Source organism: Cyclobacterium sp. L-R, assembly GCF_056859355.1.
This window is the reverse complement of sequence record NZ_JBSXOH010000056.1, coordinates 24711-49552: the sequence shown is the minus strand read 5'-3', so window position 1 is coordinate 49552 and position 24842 is coordinate 24711. Positions and strand designations below refer to the sequence as shown.

Annotated in this window: 18 protein-coding genes; 2 read left to right on the top strand and 16 right to left on the bottom strand. The window is 38.0% G+C overall.

Annotated elements, in window-relative coordinates; translation table 11 throughout:
* Positions 1 to 149 precede the first annotated feature (149 nt).
* Positions 150 to 1157, top strand: a complete 1008-nt coding sequence (gldB, locus tag AC13EX_RS07225; protein WP_482892137.1) for a gliding motility lipoprotein GldB — start codon at positions 150 to 152, stop codon at positions 1155 to 1157.
* 20 nt (positions 1158 to 1177) lie between these two features.
* Here gldB and AC13EX_RS07220 read toward each other — a convergent pair whose 3' ends face one another.
* The 10 genes from AC13EX_RS07220 to rhaM form a co-directional block, all read right to left on the bottom strand.
* A complete protein-coding gene (locus AC13EX_RS07220) occupies positions 1178 to 2362 on the bottom strand; it encodes a glycosyltransferase family 4 protein (protein WP_482892136.1) in 1185 nt (394 codons plus the stop codon).
* A complete protein-coding gene (asnB, locus tag AC13EX_RS07215; protein ID WP_482892135.1) occupies positions 2359 to 4164 on the bottom strand; it encodes an asparagine synthase (glutamine-hydrolyzing) in 1806 nt (601 codons plus the stop codon). The genes AC13EX_RS07220 and asnB overlap by 4 nt, the downstream gene beginning before the upstream one ends.
* Complete coding sequence (nth, locus tag AC13EX_RS07210) at positions 4164 to 4853, bottom strand: endonuclease III (protein ID WP_482892134.1); 690 nt, start codon at positions 4851 to 4853, stop codon at positions 4164 to 4166. Before nth ends, asnB begins: the two co-directional genes overlap by 1 nt.
* A gap of 291 nt (positions 4854 to 5144) precedes the next feature.
* Entirely contained in the window at positions 5145 to 5378 is a 234-nt protein-coding gene (locus tag AC13EX_RS07205) for a hypothetical protein (protein WP_048641984.1), read from the bottom strand.
* Positions 5353 to 5955, bottom strand: a complete 603-nt coding sequence (locus AC13EX_RS07200; protein ID WP_482892133.1) for an RNA polymerase sigma factor — start codon at positions 5953 to 5955, stop codon at positions 5353 to 5355. Before AC13EX_RS07200 ends, AC13EX_RS07205 begins: the two co-directional genes overlap by 26 nt.
* Before the next feature lie 263 nt (positions 5956 to 6218).
* Positions 6219 to 10175 (bottom strand): hypothetical protein, encoded by a 3957-nt coding sequence (locus tag AC13EX_RS07195; RefSeq protein ID WP_482892132.1) that lies wholly within the window; start codon positions 10173 to 10175, stop codon positions 6219 to 6221.
* 347 nt (positions 10176 to 10522) lie between these two features.
* Positions 10523 to 11911, bottom strand: a complete 1389-nt coding sequence (locus tag AC13EX_RS07190) for a purine-cytosine permease family protein (RefSeq protein ID WP_482892131.1) — start codon at positions 11909 to 11911, stop codon at positions 10523 to 10525.
* A gap of 129 nt (positions 11912 to 12040) precedes the next feature.
* Positions 12041 to 13090 carry a GntR family transcriptional regulator gene (locus AC13EX_RS07185; protein ID WP_048641979.1) on the bottom strand — a complete coding sequence of 350 codons (1050 nt, stop codon included), beginning with the start codon at positions 13088 to 13090 and terminating at the stop codon, positions 12041 to 12043.
* Positions 13091 to 13200: 110 nt separating this feature from the next.
* Positions 13201 to 16029, bottom strand: coding sequence for a glycosyl hydrolase (locus AC13EX_RS07180; protein ID WP_482892130.1), 2829 nt, complete (start codon positions 16027 to 16029; stop codon positions 13201 to 13203).
* A 21-nt stretch (positions 16030 to 16050) separates the two neighbouring features.
* The gene (gene rhaM, locus AC13EX_RS07175) at positions 16051 to 16362 is read right to left on the bottom strand and encodes an L-rhamnose mutarotase (protein WP_482892129.1); all 312 of its coding nucleotides are present in this window, start codon (positions 16360 to 16362) and stop codon (positions 16051 to 16053) included.
* 240 nt (positions 16363 to 16602) lie between these two features.
* On the opposite strand from rhaM, the gene AC13EX_RS07170 reads away from it, so the two are divergent.
* Complete coding sequence (locus AC13EX_RS07170) at positions 16603 to 17100, top strand: FKBP-type peptidyl-prolyl cis-trans isomerase (RefSeq protein WP_048641977.1); 498 nt, start codon at positions 16603 to 16605, stop codon at positions 17098 to 17100.
* A gap of 14 nt (positions 17101 to 17114) precedes the next feature.
* Here the strand turns inward: AC13EX_RS07170 and AC13EX_RS07165 are convergent, their stop codons facing one another.
* The 6 genes from AC13EX_RS07165 to AC13EX_RS07140 all read right to left on the bottom strand — a co-directional run bounded on the left by AC13EX_RS07165 (position 17115) and on the right by AC13EX_RS07140 (position 24838).
* Positions 17115 to 18083, bottom strand: a complete 969-nt coding sequence (locus tag AC13EX_RS07165) for an ABC transporter ATP-binding protein (RefSeq protein WP_482892128.1) — start codon at positions 18081 to 18083, stop codon at positions 17115 to 17117.
* The gene (locus AC13EX_RS07160; RefSeq protein WP_048641975.1) at positions 18080 to 18430 is read right to left on the bottom strand and encodes an MmcQ/YjbR family DNA-binding protein; all 351 of its coding nucleotides are present in this window, start codon (positions 18428 to 18430) and stop codon (positions 18080 to 18082) included. Before AC13EX_RS07160 ends, AC13EX_RS07165 begins: the two co-directional genes overlap by 4 nt.
* Entirely contained in the window at positions 18430 to 18618 is a 189-nt protein-coding gene (locus AC13EX_RS07155) for a DUF6728 family protein (protein WP_048641974.1), read from the bottom strand. The genes AC13EX_RS07160 and AC13EX_RS07155 overlap by 1 nt, the downstream gene beginning before the upstream one ends.
* 30 nt (positions 18619 to 18648) lie before the next feature.
* Positions 18649 to 20640, bottom strand: a complete 1992-nt coding sequence (gene ispG, locus AC13EX_RS07150) for a (E)-4-hydroxy-3-methylbut-2-enyl-diphosphate synthase (protein ID WP_482892127.1) — start codon at positions 20638 to 20640, stop codon at positions 18649 to 18651.
* A gap of 2 nt (positions 20641 to 20642) precedes the next feature.
* Positions 20643 to 21347, bottom strand: a complete 705-nt coding sequence (locus AC13EX_RS07145) for an SDR family oxidoreductase (protein ID WP_048641972.1) — start codon at positions 21345 to 21347, stop codon at positions 20643 to 20645.
* A gap of 77 nt (positions 21348 to 21424) precedes the next feature.
* A complete protein-coding gene (locus tag AC13EX_RS07140) occupies positions 21425 to 24838 on the bottom strand; it encodes a hypothetical protein (protein WP_482892126.1) in 3414 nt (1137 codons plus the stop codon).
* Positions 24839 to 24842: the final 4 nt, after the last annotated feature.

Below are 24842 nucleotides of genomic sequence, written 5' to 3'. Positions count from 1 at the left end.
CCTCAAAAAAGGCGAAATTAATCAATAGTCCACATTTTTTATAAGTACCAACTCAGTCCTTGACAAGGGAATTTATTCCTTTTAAATTCAAGCCAAGGATCTACCTGAATTGTTAAACATATTAATCGCTATTACCTAACTTTGCAGCTATGAAACAATTCAAATTTCTACTGCCTGTTATATTACCAGTAGCCTTCCTATTTGGGTGTAACCAATCTAATGAACAATGTGAGCTTCCTTCAGGCTATAAGGATAACCTTAGCTACATTGACATTATTAGAATGGAGAATTTGTATTTTGAAAACATTACAAAAGAAAAAATATTGGCAAATCTGGAATCATACCCGGAATTCTCGAAAGCGATGTTTGCTAACATTGGCCTGGAAAACCAAGAACAGCTTGCTGAGGAATTACTATTGATCCATCAAGACAGTGGAATGATAGAACTGTATCAGGAGGTGAAAAAAATATATGGCGACATAAGTGATATAAAAACTGAGCTAGAAAATGCTTTTGCCGGTATCAAATACCATTATCCCGATTATAAGATACCGACGGTTTATACTTTTGTAAGTGGTTTTGGAAGCGATTTAATCGTCACAGATGAGGTAATAATAATAGGCTTAGATTATTTTCTGCCCGAAGACCACAAATTTCAGCCTGTAGACCTACCCAATTATATATTAAAAAGGTACAACAGGGCTCATCTTGTTCCGACTATAGTAACGGCCATCTCTTCTCAGTTTAATAAAACCAAGTTAACAGACCGTAGCCTTCTTGCTGAAATGATCTATTATGGAAAATCCTATCACTTCACTAAAACCATATTGCCTTGTACTTCCGATGAATTAATCATAGGCTATGAAACGGAGGAAATTCTTGGCAGTTATGCAAACGAAGAAATGATTTGGGGGCATTTTATTGAAAATGAATTGTTATTCGAAACAAACCCATTTGTAATTAGAAAATATACTGGTGAAGCGCCATTTACTGATGAAATCAGCCCTGACGCACCTGGTAGAATTGGAAGATGGACAGGCTGGAACATAGTAGATGACTACAAGGAAAAAAATGGATTGAGCTTAACAGAATTGATGGAACAAGATGATGCGCAGTTAATTTTCAAAAACTCAGGCTATAAACCAAGAAGACTATAATAAAGCATCCAAGAGGATTTTTAAGGCCAATGCTGCTCTGAATTCAATAAATCAAATAGCTTTCGTTGGGCTTCCTTTTTATCAAATATTCTTTCAGCAATTTTCCTGGCCCTCTGCCCCATTTGCTGGAGCCGGACAGGGTTGCTTTCCACTTTGTCCAATTCCTTTATCAATAAACTGATATCGGAAAGATTGTGAAAAAATCCAATTTCCTCTTTATAGATAAGTTCATAAATCCAGCCTCTGAAGTTTACGATAGTTGGTAAACCCATAGCCAAAGCATCGAAAAACTTGTTTGGGCTGCTGCTTTCTAATGCTGTCAAGGGTAGGAAAGATATGTAGGCAAAGTCAGCTTTCTCCAATTGTCTTTTGACTGCAGATTTGTCGCCAAAAGGAATAAAATCCACATTGGAAAGCTTCAATTGTAAAGCTTTTTCCTTTAAATGGGTAAGTGCATTTCCTTTGCCCATCATTTCAAAACGCCAGTTTTTAGCCAATCTCTTAGCTTCAATAGCCAAATCCAGAAACTGATCAAGCCCATTGACTTCTCCTATAGCTCCTGAATACAAAAATGTCAATGGCTGCTTGTCAAAATCTCTTTTTTCATCTAGGGTAAACTTGGGTTTAAAAAATGAATTATCAGAAAAATTGGGTATCAAAACCAACTTCTTATCCGGAAAGCGAGAATTTATATTGCTTTGAATTCCAGGGGAAAGTGACACAATTTTATCAGCCTCCTGATAAATTTTAGCCTCCATCTTGTACAAAAGTTTTTGAATAATTCGGCTTTTGATTTTTAAAACCTGAATAGGCGCTTCTGGCCAGAGATCTCTAACTTCAAAAACAAATGGAATGCCCAAAGCCTTTTTTGCCCAAACACCAATCCATCCAGTGGTAAGTGGTGTAGAGGATATATAAAACACATCGGGAGATTGCAGACTCTCAATTAACTTTTTCGCTTCTCTATAAAACCGGTAAAACGCCAGAATTCTCTTCCACACTGGGAAATCAGCCTCATAAGGTACTGCAAGGTAATGTACATTTACCTTCCCATCTTTGCGTAATTCGTAGGCTTTTTCATTGTGTGCAGTAATCACCTCCACCGTACATCCTTCCTTCGAGAGCCCCTGAGAAAGGTGATAAGACCTCACGGCTCCCCCTTGTTCAGGTCTCAGATAATATTGATGGATATAAATTATTCTCATGTGGTGTTTTTATTGATCCATTCGGAAAGAAGAAACACATTAAATAAAAGCAAATAATGTGCATGAATATGGTTTTCCGGGCATTTCAATAAGCCCTGCCATTCATTAGGAATCAAATCCCCAAACTTTTTCCCAAAGTCCTTAACTGCTGAACATAGCTTATTTCTGAAACCAGCATGATGAATAAACCACTCTTTTATAGGAAGACCAAAACCTGATTTCTCCCTTTTGGCAATGTTTCCCAATCCCTCAGCCACCAATAGCTCCTTTATCCAGGATTTTGGTGTTGTTTTTATCAATAGCTCACTGTTCATCTGATTACTCAATTCCAGCAATGGCCAATCTAGAAAAGGAGCCCTACCTTCAATTCCTTGAGACATGCATGCATTGTCATGAATCTTCAGCAAGTCCTGAACCAAATACATTTGTTGATCCCAAGTCAATGCCCTTTTGAAATCGCCTCCTTCCCTTGGGTACTGGGTTTCCAAAAACTCACCCAAAGCTTCAGGTACAGGACTAAGGGCCGCAAAATTAATAAATGTACGAATAGGATTCTTATGAATTCCCTGCAAAAATTTCTTTTGGCTCCTATTGAAAAACGGTGCTTTTTGAAAAAACAATGCTGACCAATGCCAAAATTGAGGTCTCCTTAGGTAACTTTTATAAGCTATATGTCTATTGTATCCACCAAATAGCTCATCTGCCCCAACACCACTAACCAACACTTTTACATTTTTTCTGGCTTCTCTGGCAATCGCCCAGGTAAGATAGCTTGCACTGTCTCCTACTGGCTGGTCCAATTGAGACAGATATTCATCCCAGGATTGTAAAAAGAAATCAGGTCCAATTTTAATTTCCTGATTACCTCCGCCATATTTCTTGGTCAGCTCTGCTGCATATTCCGCATCCTTGAAATTCTTAGGGTAGGGTGATTCAAATCCAATGGTATAAGTCGGCAATGGAATCCCCATTTCTTTAAACCAAATATGATACAAAAGGGAACTGTCTGCACCTCCACTAAGCACCATGCCCACTGGAACATCTGCTGTAAAATGTTTAAGAACGGCTTCCGTTAAATATTGCTTGAATAGGCTTTGATTAGGACTTTCAATTTTACCCTTAACTGTGCTTTTTACCTTGATTTTTAAAGATTTCTTTTTGCTACCATCAAGTCCAAATATTGCAATTTGGCCCGGCAATATTTCATTCAAATCTGTAAAGAACGAAGATGAAGGAAGGGAAGTTCTCAAGTACCAATAGGGCAATATTTGCTCAGAATTCAGAATTGGTTTGTCTTCAATAGCCTGGGTCAGGCATTTTGCTTCTGAAGAACAGATCAATCTATTTTTTTTATGGGTATAGAACAAGGATTTCATCCCTACAGGATCCCTTACCATCAGAATCTCGCTGGCTTTTATATCTACATACACAAAGGCAAACATCCCTTCCAAAGCTTGGATCCCTTCTTTCCCCTTTTGTTGCAACCATTGAAACAATACTTCTCCATCTGAGCGGGTTTTAAAAATCACACCTTCATCGAGAAGTTGGTTTTTCAAATCCTGGAAGTTGTACAAAAAGCCATTCCATGATAAAAAAGCCGTCTTATCCTCATTGGTGATAGGCTGATTGGCTTCATCCCTTGGATCCATGATTTTGAGTCGATTGGATGCCAAGAACACTCCATCCGAAATTTCTATTATCTGCCTATGATCAGGTCCTCGATGCGTACAGCTTTCGACCATTTTGTTGATGGCATCCTGATTTGTAGCGGACCTATCTACCAACAAATGAACCCCACACATTAATTGGAAGGCGTCTTTTTATTCAACACCTCTTCCAAGTCGATATTTTTCTGGTTTTTTTCATAATACCTACAAATTGCGGTGATGCTGCATTCCTGGCATTTAGGTTTCCTTGCAAGGCACACATACCTCCCGTGTAGAATTAACCAATGGTGGGCCTTATGAATTACTTCTTTTGGTAGGTGACGGACCAAGTCCTTTTCAACCTCCAAGGGAGTTTTGGCTTTTTGGGCTACCAATCCCAGCCTTTTTGAAACCCTAAACACATGGGTATCTACAGCCATATTGGGTTGGTTCCATACCACACTGGTAATTACATTGGCTGTTTTCCTTCCTACCCCTGGAAGTTTTATAAGTTCATTGACTGTATCAGGAACCTCCGAGTTAAAATCTTCCACCAGCATTTTGCCCAAACCTAAAAGGTGTTTGGTTTTATTATTTGGGTAGGAAACAGTCTTGATATAAGGAAACAATTGATCAAAATCGCTTGCCGCCAAATGCGCAGGTGTGGGAAAGTCTCTAAAAAGTGCCGGTGTTACCATATTTATCCGTTTATCGGTGCATTGAGCACTCAATACAACAGCAACGAGCAACTGGAAAGTTGATTCAAACTTAAGTTCAGTTTCAGCCACAGGCATGTTTTCTGAAAAATGTTCTACAAAGGCCTGATACCTTTCTTTTTTTAGCATGACAGTCATTTACTTTAATACCCTTATTGTCTAAATGGGGTAAATTTCTAAAAAGAAATATTAAACCCGAAATAGGCAATAGACAATAGCCTTACATTTCAGATGCACTTTCTTTAATAAAACTGTATGATTCGCCACATATACCGTCTTTTCAAAAAAATGCTCAGCTCATTCTATTATTTTCTTTGTACAAAATTAGACAATATTATCCTTATCCGGATTGAACAGGCTAAATGCAAAAAAAATTCCTGTCGTTTTTGTTAAACGACAGGAAAAATATTGTTGTTGGTGTTATACTCTTTCCAGTCCTTTGGACCGGGCCTTTTTCTTAATGGCGTTAATAATGCTATCGGAAGGTTCGGTTAGGACAATGTCCAATTTTTCAATTGTGCTAAGCAAATCGATGTATTCTTGCATTAGCTGTTGGTCATCTTGCAAGACTTGCACCAATTGATCATTCTCCTCTTCCTCCATCTCCTGATAAATATACCTTATCAGGTCACTTGTCGTAAAAGATTTGGTCATAGGCAATATTTATTTGTTTAAGTTTCTTTCGTAAGTTGATAAGCGCATATCGCATTCTTCCCAAGGCTGTATTTATACTGACTCCAGTTTGCTCTGCTATTTCCTGGAAACTTAAATCCATATAATGCCTCATGATCAATACTTGTTTTTGACTCTCAGGCAATTCCTCGATCAATTGCCTGACCAAGGCACAGGTCTCATCCTTTACCTTTATATCCTCTACATTCTGTTCGGCAAAATGTAAGGTATTAAAAACATTAGACCCATCCTCCATTACCACCATAGGGTAGCGTTTCATTTTTCTAAAATGATCAATAGCCAAATTATGGGCTATCCGCATTAACCATGGTTGGAATTTTCCTTCTTCGTTATAGCGATCAGAATTGAGTGTTTGGACTACCTTTACAAATACATCCTGTAGCAAATCTTCTGCAACACCCTGCTCTTTTACTATCATCAAAATTGTAGTGTAGACTTTAGTCTTGTATTTATCGACCAACCTTTCAAAGGCAATCTCACTACCATTCCTATATTGTGAAATTAATTCACTGTCTTTAGGTCCTAACCTTATACTCATAAAACAGATATTTAAATAACGTAGAGTTTTATCCCATATTGTAGAGTTTGTAGTCAATCATAAATAACTTTCTTTTCAAATGTATATAATCAGTTAAGAATACACAATTTTTTTGTACTTTTTTATAATAAATAGCATAATAAAAAATATAAGACAGAAGATTATTCCTTTTGTTAAAAAATTGACCAAACACTATATTGCAACATTATGTGATATCTTAAAATCTAACAATTAAAGTACCAAAAAAAAATGATTTTAAAGATTTACTGACTTTCAGAAGGAGTGTTTTTACCGAACCCTTTTGCCAAAAGACTGTAAATAGTACCTGAAACACCTAGAAAACCAGTAATATAGGCTGAAGTTTCATTAAGAATATTTGGGTCATAAAAACTGATTAATGCAATACAAATTAAAACAAAGCTGAAAACGGCTGCCTGTATCATCCTTGCGTTTCCAGATTTGCTTTCATCCTGCTTAAATCGAGCCACATCTTCATCACTTACATAAACACATACAAAATTCCTGAAACTTTCTGAAAACAATACCAGGCTGTCCTTGGACAGGTTCATCTTCACCACGCCTTTTTGAATAAGGGCGGTCATTGTTTCTTTATTGAAAAAATTTATAAACCCTTCAGTAGCATAATTATACACCATTTTGCGTTCCTTTAAGCTCAATTCAGCCCAGATGTTCATATAATAAGCCTTATTGTACCTTTGAATAGAAAGAATGCATTTCTCATACCTTTCTTGAGACAAGGACATGCCCAAATTGTCCCTTGAAATCTCCTCAGTAATAAGCGATGCGATAGGTTTGGAATTAGGACCATATTCAATTTCTACTGCTAGCTCATGCGTCTTTTCGTCATTAAACAGCTTGCACTTCATCCTTGACTCAAAAATAGCCTTGTTTTGCTCATCTAGAGATTTAAAATCCTTACCAAAATAAGGAAGAGTAATTTTCTGGTTTTGAAAATCTATTGGAACGTATTGAAAAAGGTATTCCGAAAAAACCTCAGTGATCAGCAAACGGGATTGCATAGGCATTTTACTGGGTAAAATTTCCTGAAGCGGCCTTCCTGAAGTAACAAACAATCTTAATTCTGTCCCTCCATATTTCTTTTGAAATGCCACAATGGTATTCAAAAACTTTTCAGTATCGCCAAGGCAATGAATATTTTCTAGCACAACTCCTTTGTGCCCATCTTCCAATTCAGGCAATACCACCCCTTCACCATCCGATAGTTCTGCCAAAAGAATCTCATTAGGCTCCCAAGCAAATTGTTTTAAAATCCAATCCCTGGACTTAGCTGCATCTACCCCTATAATAAAACTATTTTTTTGTTTATCCGCCCCCTTAGGAAGTAGATCAAAAGAATTTGTAAAGTGATAATCAATGAGATAGATTTTATTCCCTAAAATCATTATCATTTTGAAAAACCAGATAAGTACCACCAACAATACTATTAAAAATATAATATTGGATCTGATGATTTCCCATAAACCTATACTTTGATTGAGTTTCCCATAGCTTATTCCTGGTGTGGTATTGAAGGCTTCTACCAATGCCTGTTGTGGAGCGGCTATAAAATCGGTGATCAGCTCATCATCTTGATTGGAAAATCTCCCAAAATTATTCCTCCTGAATTCTTCATGAATTTTAATCAAGTTCATGTACACCTCAGGAATAGATTTGGCTTCTTCTTCAGTTTCTATTTTAGCTTTACCCACATATTCCCAGATAATTTTCTCCTGATTAAATATTTGGCGATGAATAAAATAGCCAGGTAAAAACCCAACAATCATCAGCCATAAGAGAAGGTTAATTGCAAACACACGCTTATCAACAGGTGAACCTGTCAATTTGGTCCAGAAATCTGCAAATTTTCGATGTAGTTTGAATAGCTCCTTTGTTCTCTTCCATTGACTAAAACGAACTGAAGGAAATTTTTGAGTCTGATAAAGGTAGAAACACAATACTTGCATGCCTGCTATTATCAGTAAAAAGATCATAGTAAAAATAAAATAACCTGTACCACTGTGGCTCAATGAGGTAAGATAACCCAATAAAATGGCCATCAGAATCCACAAAAGAAAGACTATTGTTAAAAAAGCGTTAATATTTTTCTTTGCCCCATCTTTCCCAACAGTAGCCAAAAGAAGAAAATTACATGTTCCTGACTGAATGGCAATAAGTGAAGACCATAGAAAAATTTTAAATATACTTAATGGTAGAAATAGGTAGATAATGAGAAAAAGTACTATATCAAGCAAAAGCATACTGTTTAACCAGAGAAAGCAAAGCCTCTTTCTAGGTGATGGACTGTACCATGCAAATGAAAAATCCTCATAAGCTAAGTAAATACTTGATTTCTGTGTAACCAGTGTCAAAAGCCCCAGTAATCCCAATATCAATAGATAGGGGACAAAAACAGCTATACCCTCAAGGGAAGCCAGAGAATGCAAAGCGTGTTGAAGGTTGGTATCCTCCAGGTAAAGCACCCAGTTTCCGGCCACGAATGAAGCCGAAGAAACAGGACTTAATAGCGCTTGGTATTCATAACCGTTGACATAGATAGGTGTCTTCCATACTTTATCGTCTGCTGCATCTTTATTATTGGCTATTAAGGTTTTGATCTCTTGCCATTTTTCTTCCCCTATCCCTTCCTGAAGAAAATTGACTGGAATGTTTACCTTTTTACTTATAAATAAAACCTTGCCGTCAGGCTTAAACACAAAGAATCTCCGGGTTTTGCTAATCTCAGGAACCAATGAACCCAAATGAAATGTCAAAGCAAAACCATTATCCCCGGCTCTTTTACTTATAACACCTTCCAAGTCTCCTGTAGATTTTGAGGAATGTGCACTTATAAAATAATCCTCTTCTGATTCTGGGACTTCCTGTACATAATCTCTATTTGCGATAGAAACGAAAGGAAAATCCCCAAAATCAATCGGTCCTTCAAAACTTGTCAATTGTGGTATCAACATTTTCAGGATATTTCCCTCTAAATCGAACTCCAAAAACTCATTTACATCCAATTCATTATGATGTGCATCTTCTGGTTGGTTGGTATGGATCTGACCGTTGTCAATTTCTTCCTTAAATATTTCAAGTCCCTCAATCAACTGTTGAATTTCAGAACTAAAAGCAGATTTTACATAGTGAAGGTTGTTTTCAGAAGTAGACTCACTTTCGTAATTTTGAAAGAGTGAAAAGAAAAAGAAACCCAGTATCACCATTACTAAGATTAAGGACAGCCCCAATCCCATCACTCTTTTCTTAGTCAAAACATCCCCATCTCCAAGGTTGAAAATGCTTATGATAGGAATGGATACAAACACTAAAATCAATAGGGTTAAAAAAGCACTTAAGACCTTAAAGTTTATTTTAAGCGCAACACTTTCAAACCTTGATTTATCTTTGGCTCCAAGCAAATAGAACTTTTGATCTCCAATTACTGCAGGCGAAAGAAAACCTTTGTATTCCTTTCCAGACACCTGTAAATCCAATTGTCTTTCCCCTACAGACTGTTCATGATTCAAAGAATCAACATTTACGACAGGGAGCCCTGCAAGATTCCCAGGGTAAATGGCCTTGCCTGTTTGATCTAAAATAAAAAGCCTGTCAAAAAACAGGCTTTGAACATTCCCTACCATTAGGTTGTGTACGGAAACTGAATGGTCTATTTCAAATGCTCTTCCTGATAGGACATCCTGAATTTGAGCATTGCTAAGTTCTTCATTAATTTTTTCCATTAATGAAGAATAATTTAATTTAGGAAGATTCCCTTCTTTGGTTTTGTCATTGAGAAAAAACCTAAACCCTTTCACATGAATCAAATAAGAGGTATCCCTTTGAATCAATGAAATGCCGTCCTCAGCAAAAAGTTGCGGTTCTGGACTTTGGTCATCCTTAAAGTTCTGAATCTTCTCAATGCCAAATTTAGGATTTCTATCAATCATCCTTACCATACGAGAAGCGGCTTCCTTCTCTGTATCCATTCCCCAGGTATAAAAATTTCTTTTAAAATACCCTTCTAATTGGACGTGATAATTGTAAAAAGAATCAAGGAAATTATGTTTGGCAAGAAATATTGCCTTGATACCCTGAGATTCAAGCTGGCTTTGATTGGTTTTGGAATGCTGGTATAGGTAGGCACCTATTAGAAGCATAATACCGAAAATGAATATCCAAATGCGTAGGTCCCTGAATTTCATTAGGAAAGTATTATTTAAACTAATTATAAAAGATTAACTAATTTAATTATTACTATCCGAAATCAAAAACTTTTATTTTGCAATATTGAATTATTCTATTACCAAATTATGCAAAACCACAATTTATCTAAATCAATATTCCGATATCAATCACAAAAACCCCTATTCCTCTTCTATTACAGATTCTTTTTTTATCATCCAGCTTGGGGCAGTAACAAACCATAAAATTGTACCAATAAACATAAGTTGCTTGCAAGTGGATGACTCCATTTGACCTCCAAACACTAAAATGGCGGGTATTATACTTAATCCCAAGCCTACGAACGATATAATTTTCAATAAAAGTTTCATTTCCTTTGATTCAATTTACTTGCAATAACATATACCAAAACAGCTACAAACCAACCTGGGAGCCCAAGAAAGAAAATTTCAATACCTAGTAGTAAATTCAACAACAAACAAAAAGTCAAGGTAACCAACCAGGTAATGGCTACTGACCAATTAAGTTGTATGCCTTTAACCGCTGCATAGTTGGATTTAAGTCCTAATTTTTCAAGCAGGTAAACATCAATGAATATTACCGCCCCTACAGGCATCAGAATTAGACCATACAAAGCAACGAATTCCAGCAAGCGCATTACCAAGCCTGGGAAGCAGGCAGCAATTGTAGTGAATAAACCTACAAAGAGCGTTACCTTCCAAGTTTTCCATTTAGGATTGATAGACTGTATTGCCAAACCTGCTCTATACAGTGTGGGGTTGGCCGTGGTCCAGCCAGCGATTACAACGCAAATGGCTCCTGCAGCACCTACAGCTCCATAAGCAATTGGACCTGGTGCAAAAGTAAGACTCCCTTTGGATTCAATAAGGAATAAGGAATATAAAATACCAGAGGCAATCCAAGCAATAAAATGCCCTAAAAACACACCTGTTGCAGAGGAAAATCCTTGCTCCCATTTCTTGGCATATCTAAGCAATGACAAATCAGCCATACCAATATGCATGGCCATATTACAAAACCAGGCAAAAAACAAAATGTGCCAAAAACCGAATTTACTCTGCCCTTCCAAAGGAACTCCAGTCCAGATGGTACTTTCCGCAACAGACCAAAATGACCCGGCATCTGTAACTCCTAACCTAGGTAACACAGCCAATGCTGCGGCAATAAATACCATAATCATCCAAGGAGCAGCTACCATGGCAAACTTTGAAACCTGATCAAAGCCAAACATAGCAATCAAGGTGGTAATGGCACCAACCCCAAAAACTGTCAATACCCAACCTATATTATTGGGATATATGTCTGTTAATTGTGGCATGGGCATATCAAAAGGTATACCTACAGCTGTTGCTGACACCGCGATCATAGAGCCCGCTAGAAAGCAAAATAGACCAGCATTTACCAAATTATAGAGTAAAGTAAACTTTTTACCGGCGATTTTCTCCAACAAATAATACAAGGTTACTCTGGTTTTCACAGCAATCTTCGCCGTCAGGAAGGCCCAGCTTAACACTGCCAATATATTACCCAATAATAAGCCAGTTACTAAATCAATAGCACTGGCTCCATGTGCGACAAACAAAGGTCCTATTACAAATTCCGTTCCGGCGGTATGCTCACCTGCATAGGTGCCTAAAAAACTTCTCCAGCCTTTTAATTTATTACTGGGAATGGGTTGTTGTTCATATTCATTGACCGCATTGAGACGGTCTACCAAACTTTTGCTTTTTTCCATAGAAATAAGTAATCAAATAATCTCTTCTGATTTACAGTTTAAGATTTTGAAACGTTGTTAATTGATTGTTTATATTGGGGTAAAAGGACATCAATAGCAATAGCATTTCAGCATGCTGATAGAACCCTTTTAAATAGAGCCTCTGTTAATAAATTTAAAAATATTTTTAACGGATTCTTTTTTGTTCTTTTTGATCATATAAGCAGCTGTTTCCCCCATTAATTTAAAATCCGTGGAGATTACAGTAATGCCCAAAAGCTCCTTTAATGGGGTGTCATTGTAGGATATTATTCCGATCTCTTTACCCGGTTCATAAAGTTGCTCCCTGACTTGTTTTACTAAATTGACCAAATCATTTTCTTCAATTACAATAAAAGCATCCTTTGGACGCAATTCCATTTCGGGATAAACTCTATCCAAAATTTCATAATCAAACTCAAAGTCACTGCAGAATTGCTGAAAGCCTTTCAATATTTCTTTAGGGTAAGGGTAAAGAATATCAGTAGGATATACCAACATTAGTTTATCATATTGCTGAATTTGAAAAATCCCCTCAATCAAGGCATTGTAAATGTCCTTTTTGAAGTCCTGGTAAATGGAAGCAACGTTATCCCCTAATTCAGGAATCTGGTTGTCCATTATTATGAGTTTGTCGGAAGGTATATCTTTTACACATTTCATGATCTCCTCATCAAAGTTATAATGGCCATTTTCACCATCTTTAAAATGAGGCATCAGTACGTAATAATCATAAGCACCCTTGTTCTCGGTAAGTATGTTTTTTAATAGTTTTGGATCACAATGGTAAATATTTAAATCTACCTGAGCGTCCGTCCCCATACTGTCTATAAAAGAATTGTAGGTTTTAAGCTTGTAGTTACTGAGTTTATTCAATAGGTACAATACCCTTACCTTTGAGGTAGAAATATTTTTGGCTACATAATACCCTTTTCCTTTTACAGAGAGGATAATCTTTTTAGCCTTCAATTGGTTATAGGCTTTCTCTACAGTATCTCTAGATAAATAGTGTTCTTCACTAATTTCATTGATGGACGGAATCTTATCACCTACCAAAAGAGAACTGCTTTCGATATCTTCAATGATAGAATTTACAATTTGCTGGTATTTGGGAATCCTGGAATTTTCATCAAGACGAATCAGAGGCTTCACTTCAATCATGGGTCAGGTTATTTTGGCTTTCGATACAAATCCGCAAAGGAGGTGGTCAATAAATTTAATAAATAAAGTTAAATACTCTCATTATAAGGTAACAAATTAATTAAAACATGCTAATAATCATGTACTTCAAGTTTGACTGGTCCAACAAGCCCAGAGGGCATAATTGCCCATCCTGACGCATCAAAAGGCTTATAATCTATATTAACAAAATTGATTTCATGGTAATTTCTCCATAAGATTTCATTTCTATCCAAGTACCTGACATGATTTGCCATTAGGTTGGCGACTTCAATTTCCAGTTTATTTTCACCTTCCTTCACAAAATTGCTAATGTCTAACCTAAAAGGAATACTAAAAGCATAACCTACTTCCTTGCCATTTACCCAGACTCTCGCACTTTCCAGCACCTTACCGAGGTCTAGCATATATTTCGCGTTTTCTTTCAAACTTTCGAGTTCAAAGGAGCTCTCATATAGGGCTTGTCCTGAAAAATCCTCATACCCATCTCCACTAAGAGCGGTCCAAGGCATTAACTTTTCCAAAAGCTGATCGGATGGGATGATGGGTCCACCATTCTTAAAGGTCAGCTGCCATGCATTGTCCATCTCTATAATCGCAGGGGAAGAAACTTCGTATTTCCAGGAGAGCAGCTCTTCTTTAGGCAATTCTTTTAAAACATGAACAATAATAGATTGTCCGGGAGATAGGGAAATGGCAACTTTCGTTTCTTCTTTACCTGATTGAATCTTAGCCAAACCAACCGTTCCTTGTTCAGGATCCATCAAAATCGCCGCTTTTCCCTCCGTTGCAAAAGAAACCATTTCACTTACTTTTTTCGATGTATGGTTAACCAGGTAATAATACTTATCCTCTCCTAAACTTCTCCTGATAAACTTCAGTCCTAAATCGGTTAGTTTCTCCCTCTTAAGTCCTAGAGACACTAATGCTCCAGGAAGTTCATTCGATACTATTATTTTACCTTCCCCAAAATCAGCCTCACTTCTGTTGGATTTTGATTTGAATTGGATACTTGCCCACAAATTGTCCAAGGTATTCTTTCTGGAAGCATAATCTTTAAAGCCTGGCACATCAGCAGGTTTTTCCTGGAAAACCACATGGGCGCCAGCTTCTGCTAAATTCAATAAGCGCTGAAGCGTGGCCACTGGCATAAAGGCTGTTTTCGGAACTATTATCGCTGAAATCTTATGTTTACCACCTGCCCCAACAAGGGTATTGCCTTCCACCTTTAAAGTATTCAACAATGCATCAGAAACAAAGTCCACTCCATACCCTATTTCCATGAGCGATTTTGATGCTTTATAAAATGGTGTAGGATGAAGCCATTCATCAATTCCGTGTACGGTTAGTGTTTTGCCTAACCCTTCAGGATCTGCCCATACATCATAAACCGGCCAATAAACCAGCAGTTCATTGTCAGGCATTCCAGATTGCAAGACAAATTGTGTCCGCTGAACATAAGCATTAAAGCCTTTGATATGTGGCCATAAGCTATTGTGGGTATTTAAATTCAATGAGGCATAAAAAAGCCATCCAGGAAAAGCTACTTCTTGAGGAGAGTAAGTAATCCCATGGTAAAACATGTGGTTGATCCCAGCTAGAAATGCTTGCTCCAACTCAGGTTTGGCTTGGGAAAAAGCAGACTTAAAATGTTCTCCTAACCAAGTGAATGTTTCAGTGGAAGCCAGTTTGTTACCTGTAAGGTGAGCTGCCGAAGAGGCAAACTTTAACATAATAGGATCCGGATCTACATTTCTGATATCCGAACTGTCTCTGCGGATTCCTGGAATAGGAAAGTAACTTGAACCAAACGTTTCCCCTTCGGGAATATCAACAGCCGCATATAAGTCAAGAAGATTCCCCGGAGATCCATGGGCCTGATTTTTTGTTAACTTCTGATGACTACCCGCCCAGTCAGACCATTGCATGGTAAAGTTTTCCAATAGCATATCGCTAATGGTTTCTCTATAGTCAGATTTTAGGCGACTGACTTCTTCATCTGTGTTTTCAGAAACCAATTTGTCTAAATGATTTCTAATATCATACCCTCTTTTGGCTTGAAAATAATTAAAGAATTCTCCGGTAAAATTAGATCCATAAACTTCAAAACTATCGTTATAAAAAGCCCTGATTCCAGGAAAATCCTTGTTAAAAGCACTGTCAAAATGATCTAAATATTGTTTAACAGCAGCATTGGAAAAGTGATCTAATGTAAAACCTTGTCCACCCGGTGCAGCCCTTTTTACTTTTTGACCAGTTTGGATTTCAAATACAGCCACTAATCCCCAATCACCCTTGCCATCCCAACTTAGGCTACCATCTTCTCCTATCCTATTTGTTAGGTTTTCAGGTGTCTTGCCCTCTTGGAAGGCCATTAGGGTATGTAAATAATGCGCTTTTCCCTTAATATTTTTCTCTTCAATTAGAATAGGCCGGTCAAGTCCTTTTTCCTCAGAATAACTGTATTGCTGAATGCGCATTTTCTTTGCGGCCATATCAGGAGTCACCATTTCTCCTCCAAAAGGCCAACCCGTACCCTGGGTCAAATCAATTTGCATGTCTAAACTATCTGCAACAGCTATACTGTGGTGAAGCATAGAAATCCATTGGGGAGAAAGGTAATCTAAAAATTTACTTTCAAACCCCTTTGCACCATATATTGGGGCTATTTCTAGCCCACCAATTCCTGCTTGCTTGTATTCATGCATTAGATAATTAAGGTTTGCCTTATCTACTGCACTCCCCATCCACCACCATCTTGCCCATGGCTTTGATTCAGAAGTTGGTTCTGGCCATTGTCCTATATTTCGCTCACTATCCTCAAAGGATTTATTATTGCAACCTGGCAAGACAACCAACAGGATTAATGCCAAAGTTAACAAGGTATTGTTTAATGATTTTCCTTTCGAGCTTAGCTTCATTTAGGTTTAATTAGGTAATTTTTATAAACTAAATACCTTTTCCAGGCGTGTAACTTTAGGGGATTGGTCTAGATTAGTTTCCATAATGTCCCCCATAAATGCCCACCACTGTTTCATTATCGCTTCCTCAGCCAGGCGATTGGTTTGGTTTTGTTCCTCAAGGTTTTGAAAAGCAAAAAGCACTCCACTTGGTCTGTCAAGAAAAATATGGTATTCAGCAATCCCTGCTTTTTTCAGTAAATCAGCCAGCTCAGGCCATATTTCATTGTGCCTTTTTTCGTAGACTTCTTCATTTCCAGGCAATAACTTCATCGTAAAGGCTACAGCAATCATTTATATTAATTTTAATAAAGAATTCAAATTGACTTTCAGGCAACACTTTCTATGAGACAGAATCCATTTCTATTCGCCCTCATTGCAGCAATTCAATCCGTAAATCCATAAATAGATTTTAATTGGAATCTCAAAGTAAGCAAAACATTTGAATTAACTTTCCTGTACTATCAGGGTGTTTCCTTGATATTTTTTAATTCCAATCAATTAAGATTAACTTTGTCTGCTTAAATAAAAAGTATGAAAATCGAAGAAAATGTTATCGTAGGGTTGACTTACGAATTAAAAGTTACCAATGACATTCCAGATTCCCTCCCCTTTAGTGTTGAAGTAAGGGATGAAGAAGACCCTTTTTATTTCCTTTTCGGTGACAGTGGGTTGCCTAAAACGTTTGAAAAAAGGCTTGAAAACAAAGTAAAAGGAGACAAATTCAATTTTACGCTATCAGTTGAGGAAGCTTATGGCAAACCAGATGATGAGCTTATTGTCTCTGTTCCGAAATCACAGTTCAATAAAGAAAGAGGTTTTGAAGAAGAAATGCTCCAAGAGGGGAATTTCCTACCACTAATCGATGAAGATGGGTATCCTATGCAGGCCAAAGTAGTGAAAGACCTGGGAGAGGAAGTACTGTTGGATTTCAATCATCCACTTACGGGAATGAACTTACACTTTGATGGTGAAGTATTTGCTCTAAGGGAAGCTACAGAGGAAGAAAAAGAAGAAGGTTTCAAGGTATAATCCACCTTGAAATCCTATTTTTCGTCAAGAATTAAAACTTTGTTTTCTTCCCAGCTCATATAAATTGTTGCCCCTTCGGAGACATCCCTTTCGTAGCGGGTAATTTGCCAGGGAGGAGTTTCTTCAGAAACTTCAACAGTAAGCAAATCATAATCAGGGAAGTAGCGTTTCAACAATACTTTCCCTTTTATTTTACCTTTCGTGGTTGAGTTTTTTATGGATGAGGGCCTTAGGTATTGATTGGTTTGCCCTGGAATGCTATTCAGCGGCCCGAAAAAACCTGCCACATAGGCCGTTTGTGGGTTTTCATAGATCTCATTCACCTTACCCTGTCGCAATAGTTTCCCTTCAGAAAGGACACATAAGTTTTCGGTAAGGAGCAGAGCATCCTGAATATCATGGGTTACCATGATAACAGTAATCCCCAAAGTTTTAAAAATCAAGTTTAATTCATCCAGAAGTCCTCTTTTTTGAAGGCTATCCAATGAGCTAAAAGGTTCATCTAAAAGCAAAACCTCTGGCTCTAAGCTAAGGGCTCTGGCAATGGCTACTTTTTGTTGTTGTCCTCCCGAAAGCTCCCTGGGAAAGCTATTTCTTTTGTCCTCTAAACCAAAGACCTGTAATAAGGTTTCCAGTCTCTCACTTGCATATTCTTTGTCGTATTGGAGCAAAGGTCTACTGATATTTTCTGCAACAGTAGACAGTGGAAACAAACCATTGTCTTGTTTAACAAGCTGGAGTTCATCATAACCTGCAACAAGCTTTTGCTTTGGATTTAGGATCTTTTCACCCTCCAAATACACAAATCCTTCGTTTTGTACTTCCATACCAGCAATAAGCTTTAGTAGGGTACTCTTCCCACTTCCGCTTGCACCAATAATCGACCAGCGTTCTGACTTTGAGATATTTAAAGAAAGTGCGTCTAGGGCTTTCAGTTCACCATTGTAAGTTTTGGTTAACCCTTCAATTTTCAGATAACTCATCCGTTGATTTCTTCTTTCACATTTTTGGGCAGGCTTGAAAAAACCAAAGCATAAGAGTGATCCACCAGTTCTAAAAGTAGATCGGCACTTACACTTCCATCACATGAAACCGTATTCCAGTGCTTTTTATTCATATGGTATCCAGGTACAATTCCATCATGTTGTTCTCTTAACAGGACGGCTCTTTCGGGATCACACTTCAAATTAACACTTTCAAATTTGTCAATATCCAAAAGTGCGAAAATCTTGTTTGCAACTCTAAAGCAAAGCGTGTCTGGACCAAAAGGAGTGTCTTCTGTCACACCTGCTTTGCTTAAGCAGTAATCCCTAAAGGTTTCAATATTCATTAAACCAGCCTTTTAATGATCCAATAGACCAAAGCAGCTAGAAAAACCAAGATTGAAATCTTATTGATGCCATGCATCATTCTAAGGTTAAAATTGGTTTTCTTGTTGGGATCAGGTTTCTTGAATACCCTTATAAAATATTCACCTACTTCACCCAACTGAAAAAACTCTTTTAATTTACCAGCCATAATACCTTAATTCAGATTTTCTTGATAAAACTATTCGTGATCGGCAGTTTCGGGCTCTATCCACTGACCGTCTTCTTTGATGATGTCTATAAGTTCGTCTACAGCATTTTCTGATGGAACGGATCTTTTCATCACTTCTTTTCCTTTGTACAAAGTGATTTTCCCCTTTCCTGAACCTACATACCCATAATCTGCATCTGCCATTTCTCCAGGACCATTGACAATGCATCCCATAATTCCAATTTTCACCCCTTTAAGATGATCTGTTCTTTTTCTAATCATGGCCGTTGTCTCCTGCAGGTCAAAAAGAGTTCTTCCACAAGAGGGACAAGAAATGTATTCAGTTTTAGACATCCTGGTTCTTGCGGCCTGCAAGACACCAAAACTAACCGAATTATGAAGTTTAACCTGCTCTAACATTGACGGTTTATCTTTCAATTTAAGCCGGTCTAAACCCAAAAGAATACCATCACCAATACCATCTATAAGCAAGCCTCCTACATCTGTTCCGGAAAAAAGCATGGTTTTCTCCGCATCTCCATCTTCATAACTAACCTTAGGAACTACCGGTAAGTTTATTTTTGCATTGATCAGTGAAACAATGGCTCTTCTAATGGCCTGCATTTGATGTTGGCTGTTAGCGAACAAAAGAAGGACTATGGGCAGTTCATTGTTCAGAAATGGAATTGCTTCTTTAATGTTTTCAGCAGACACAAGCAAGAAGTTCAGCTCCTCGTGTAAGGGTAAATTGTCTTTCAAATGGGTCAATATCAAAGCAGGAAACTTGTTCTTTTTGTCCTCTTGTTGGTCCCAAATCTTATAATTTAAAATTTCTTTAAGCCCATTTGGAAGCATAAAGGGAACAGGGCTGTCTCCCGAATAGATATAATCACATCCCTGATCATTCATTTTCCATTTATCCAGCTCTGGAAGATAAAAATGCCCTGTACATTTCAGGTCTTTCGGTATGGATAATTGTACCGTAGAAACATCCGTAACTACCCTCGGAACATTACTCCCTCCAAAATTGGCTACTTCCACAGCCACTCTTTTATTGTAGCTAAATGGATCAATGGGATAATTATTCATTGGTTCAATACCAGATGCTACAGGTCGAGAAGCATACCTATTTATTAGGGTTTTCACTACAGGCGATTCAAACTCCGGGTCTTCTGTAAGCGAAACCCTAACGGTATCACCTAATCCATCTTCCAGTAGTGCTCCAATTCCAACAGCAGATTTGACTCTCCCGTCTTCACCATCTCCTGCTTCAGTCACGCCCAAGTGTAGAGGGTAAGGTTTAAAACCTCCTTCATTCAGCTTATTCACCAGAAGCCTATAAGCCTGAACCATTACTTGCGTATTAGATGATTTCATGGAAATCACGATATCGTAGTAGTTCTCTGCTTCACAAATTCGCAAGAATTCAAGTGCGGATTCAACCATACCCAATGGGGTGTCCCCATACCTGCTCATGATCCTGTCCGACAATGAGCCATGATTGGTTCCTATCCTCATGGCTGTCCCATTGGCTTTACAAATATTCACCAAAGGAAGAAAACGCTCTCTAATTCTATCCAATTCATCCTGGTAGGAGGCATCTGTATATTCTAAAACTTCAAATTTCTTTTTGTCGGCATAGTTCCCAGGGTTTACCCTAACCTTTTCAACAATTTGGGCAGCGACTTCAGCAGCATTCGGTGTGAAATGAATATCTGCTACAAGCGGGGTATTGTACCCTCTCCTTCTCAACCCTTCTTTAATCTGTCGAAGGTTTTCTGCCTCTTTGATGCTTGGAGCAGTTATCCGCACCAACTCACAGCCACTATCAATCATGCGAATGCATTGTTCAATAGAGCCAAGTGTATCCATGGTGTCCACAGTTGTCATTGATTGGACAACTATGGGATTATCTCCTCCAATAACAACGTCTCCAATTTTTACAGGAATAGTTTTCCTTCTTGAGTAATTTGTGAGACTATTGCAATACTGCTGATTCTCTGTGACTGTTTTCAATTCCATAATTATATATCACCTAATTGAGGCCGGATTACTATCTCTTCAACAACAGAACGGGGCGAAAGGTTATAAGCTGACCATACAGATGCTGCTACATCAGCAACATCTATGAACCTGTTCTCCGGTAAATCAACGCCTTCCCAACTCGCCGTATAAGTAGCGCCGGGCAATACAGACGTCACCTTTACTCCATGAGGTATCATCTCCTGTCTTAGACATTTGGTAAATCCCAACATGGCCCACTTTGACACTGCATAACTCCCTCCATTGGCATAGGCTGTAAGCCCTGCTATGCTTCCAATAGTAAAAATATGTCCATTTTTTCTATTCATAAAATCTTCAGTAAAGGCCCTTGTGAGATAATAAGCACTGAAGAGATTGGTATGCATGGTCTTTTCAAAATTTTCCTCTAATTCTGAATGTAGACTGCCTGGAATAAAAATACCAGTATTATTTACTAAAACATCAGGCACAGCTATTTTTTTTACAAAAGCGGCGAAAGCTTTTGTTTCTTCCTTGACAGATAGGTCTGCCTTTTTCACATGTACTTTTATTGCTGAGAAATTTGATTCCAGCTCATTTTTCAATGCTTCCAATTCCTCTTCATTTCTGCTACAGGTGAAAATATCAAAACCTTTAGCTGCAAATTCAAGGACAATGGCTTTCCCAATACCCTTAGTACCTCCGGTAACCAAAATACTTTTCGACATTAGTTTGTGCTTTAATAATTAGTACAACAACAAAAATAACTGTTGCAAATCTACAATTTTTCAATGGCTTGGCCTAATCAAAACAAGGCTGAAACCTGCATACGTCCTGTATGCACCAGTTGATCCAGGCCTTCGGAATTCCTGCCCTCATAAATCAGGTTTAACTGCAAGCCTTCTCCTATTTTCTGTAACCAGCTCAAACTCCAGCTTGTATTGTTCCCTGGCGTAAGAGCTTGTAACATCTCATAGCCTGTAGGTGAGTTCACCGTTCCATTGTAATCGATATAGGTGTATTTCAACTGGGCATTGATCGTGGTCTTGATTGCTTTGGCAAGCCTGAAACTAAGCGCTCCTTCATGCAATTGGGCTTTCTCATCAAATTCTACATTGGCCAAGTTTTCTTTTTTTGTCAACCTGTACTGAAGGGTTGTTCTAAATAGAGGGGTAGGTTGAAGACTTATTTCCGGCCCTATTGTCACCTGTTTAATTGAGAAATTCCTGTTATCCAAGAAGTCTGAGGTGGAATTCCTATTGCCCCAATTGGCATATAACAACAGGTTCCATCTGGTTTCAATATTAAAGCGGGCATTGTACCTCCAATCATCCTGAGACAAATCCTCAAACCCTCCCGTTAGGAGTTGTTTTTGATGACTATTAAAAAAAGACAAATCCATGCCAAACTTTGGTGAGGCACGGTTAAAAAAGAAAGAAGAGCGAAAGGATTGCCGCAAAGAGAGCAAAAAAGTGTCAGCTATACCAGCCTGAAAGGGACTTATTCTCTGGAAGAAATCCCGGGAAGTAATTTTCTTTTCTACATTTAAATTGGTGTTGTTTGAAAACCTTGACAATAATTTTTTCAGGCCTGAATTAGTTTTCCATTTAGATGGGAATTTAGCGCTTAGTCGATAATTGAATAGGGTTGTATAGGCTTGAACATACTCGTCTGTTGGCACAAATACCTTGATAAAATTCTTTTCCTCTGGATTTATCGCAAGGTAAAACTCATTTAATTGCTGGATTCCATCTTCATTATCATCTCTCCAGGTATGGGTTCCTTCACCAGTTGGAACAGGTAAAAAGACAAATTCTCTTCTTAGTTCCCGTCCATTTCCCAAAGCATAGGTAAACTCATTGTTTAGGTTATTTTCAAAAAGAGCACTTCTATAATCCAATTTCCCCATTACCGTGGTCTCTTCGGGCAGGTCTTTGTTTAAGAAAATGAGTTTTCTATAAGTAAATGACCCATTTACAGTATGTGCTCCAAACTTACCCTTGACCCCGTAAGTGGTCATAAATGCTTTGGTATCTGGCTCCAATTGATCCTCAACCACTGCTTTATCTTCCCGCAAACTGGCAGTAGCAAAAAAGGAATAGGTTAAGGTATCATTGGTATTTAATGAAAACTGGTGTTCCTCGAAATTCATTGCAGTGGCTACAACCTCATTTTTCTGAGGGTTTAGGACCTTGTTTTTATCCATGATAAATCGATAACCCGGCACAAATATTCGTGTCGGATATTTAATCTCGCCCTGATACCTCAGCCATCGGGATTGTAAAGGATAAACATTACTATTTAGCTGAAAAAAATCATTGGTCAACAAAAGCCTATTCCATAGTTTCTGATTCAGTTTAATTCTTTGCTGTATACCTGACAAAACATCTGTTCTATTTCTAAGGTCAAGATTATAAGCAATCTGATTTTGCTCATCCTTCACCAATTCGATGTTAATATTGTACAATTTCTCTGCGGCTTTGTCTTCCTCTAACCTATTGGTTAAACCCCAGTCTCGATCAAACTCAATAAACCTCAGTCTATCCACGAAGGAAAAACTGGCAGCATTGTATTCAACAGTAGTCTGTCCATTAAACAGGTAATCTTTAAATATTTTAAAACTTCTTCCTTCTGATCTTAATCCAGCTTTAAATGCAAACCCTTTATTGTCTTCATCATCCAAATCTGAAAATAGGTTTAGATCCTGATCGGAAATCGCCAGTTCTGCAAAGGTGGTCTCGTGCTTCCCCAAACGGACTTCCGTCCCAGCAGTGATCATCTGCTTTTTGTTAGGAGAGGGCAAGGGTGAGTTTATAGTGAAATTCCCTTGTGGAACACCATTTACTGGGGCTATAAATTCATAGACCACTCCATTGGCTAACTGCTGTTTTCTTCTATAATTCCCTAAACCCTGACTCGTTTCTGTAAAGCTTATCGCATAGAAAGCCTGTGTAGGATCTGTACTGTATTCATAGTAATTCAGGCTTTCGCCATCCTCAGTAAATTCAGTAACTTTTCTGTATAATATTCTATTTGAATCAAAAGGGATACTGTCTATTCTAGGAATGGAAGCAGAGAAAATGGCATCTCCCACATTGCTTAGTAAGGTTTTATCTACATCGCTCAACTCGGTAAATAAAGGCCTGTTTCTGTCGTCTTTTTCTCTGTAGTAATTAAGGTAAAAGGTGACATTTTTATTTTTTTGAATATGGTTAGCAGTGACGACAGACCTTGAAAAATTTCTTTCCGCATATTCAAAATCGACCCGTACTCTTGAATACTGAGTGATCATTACTGTAGGGGTAAAAGTAATTTCTCCCTGATTGTAATCTATGGTATAGTCATTATTAAAACCTCGCTTCAATTGCTTTCCGTCCAGGAATACCTTTTCAGAATTGGCCAGTACAATTACAAAACGCTCATTTCCCGGCCCTCTAATACGATATGGTCCTAGCACGCCTTCGTTTACCTCCAAATTCACGGAAGCAAACTTACCTTTGGCAATGGCCGCACCTACTCTACTTGAGGCCTTCCATTTATCGTTGATGACATAGTCTGAGGTAAATTGAAGTCCTTGTACATTTTTATAGTACCTTAAAAATTCGGATTTGCGCTGCTGCAATACCACATCTCCTCCGGCAAGATTGATTTTATCATTGTATAACTCAATTAAAATATTGTCAAAATCCTGAATTTGTTGGGTATTCCCTTCTGGTTGAAAGGGTACATTTTGATCGGTTATACTTGCCCTGATATTAAGGTTCTCCGCCAATTCCCCATCCATTTGAAGGTTGAGTGCTGAATTGACAAAAACATTTTGGGTATTCCCAAAGGATATCCCTCGCGTTAGATTTCCAGATTGATTGAGCTTGCTGGATGTGAAAACCTCCTCCCTAAAATCATATATGGCTTTTTTTTCAGGTGGTCCATCTTTGAAAAAGGCCAAGGAATCATAATCCTCAGCAAGTGTCCTGTTTTGAAACACCTTATTTAAAGAAAATGGCAGCTTTTCAAAGCAAATCAATAGGGAGTCTTTTGGCGATTGCTTGTCCTCAATGATGGTCAACTTACCTGTATTAAGGTTATATTCGTAAGCGAAGGCAATTCCACGGGCATCTTGTACCTCAATACTTGATTCCAGCAAAGACATGGAATCTAAAAAATAAATGCTTTTTTGATCACCGACAGTTTTCCAAAGACACACTTCCTCTTGTGCCATAATG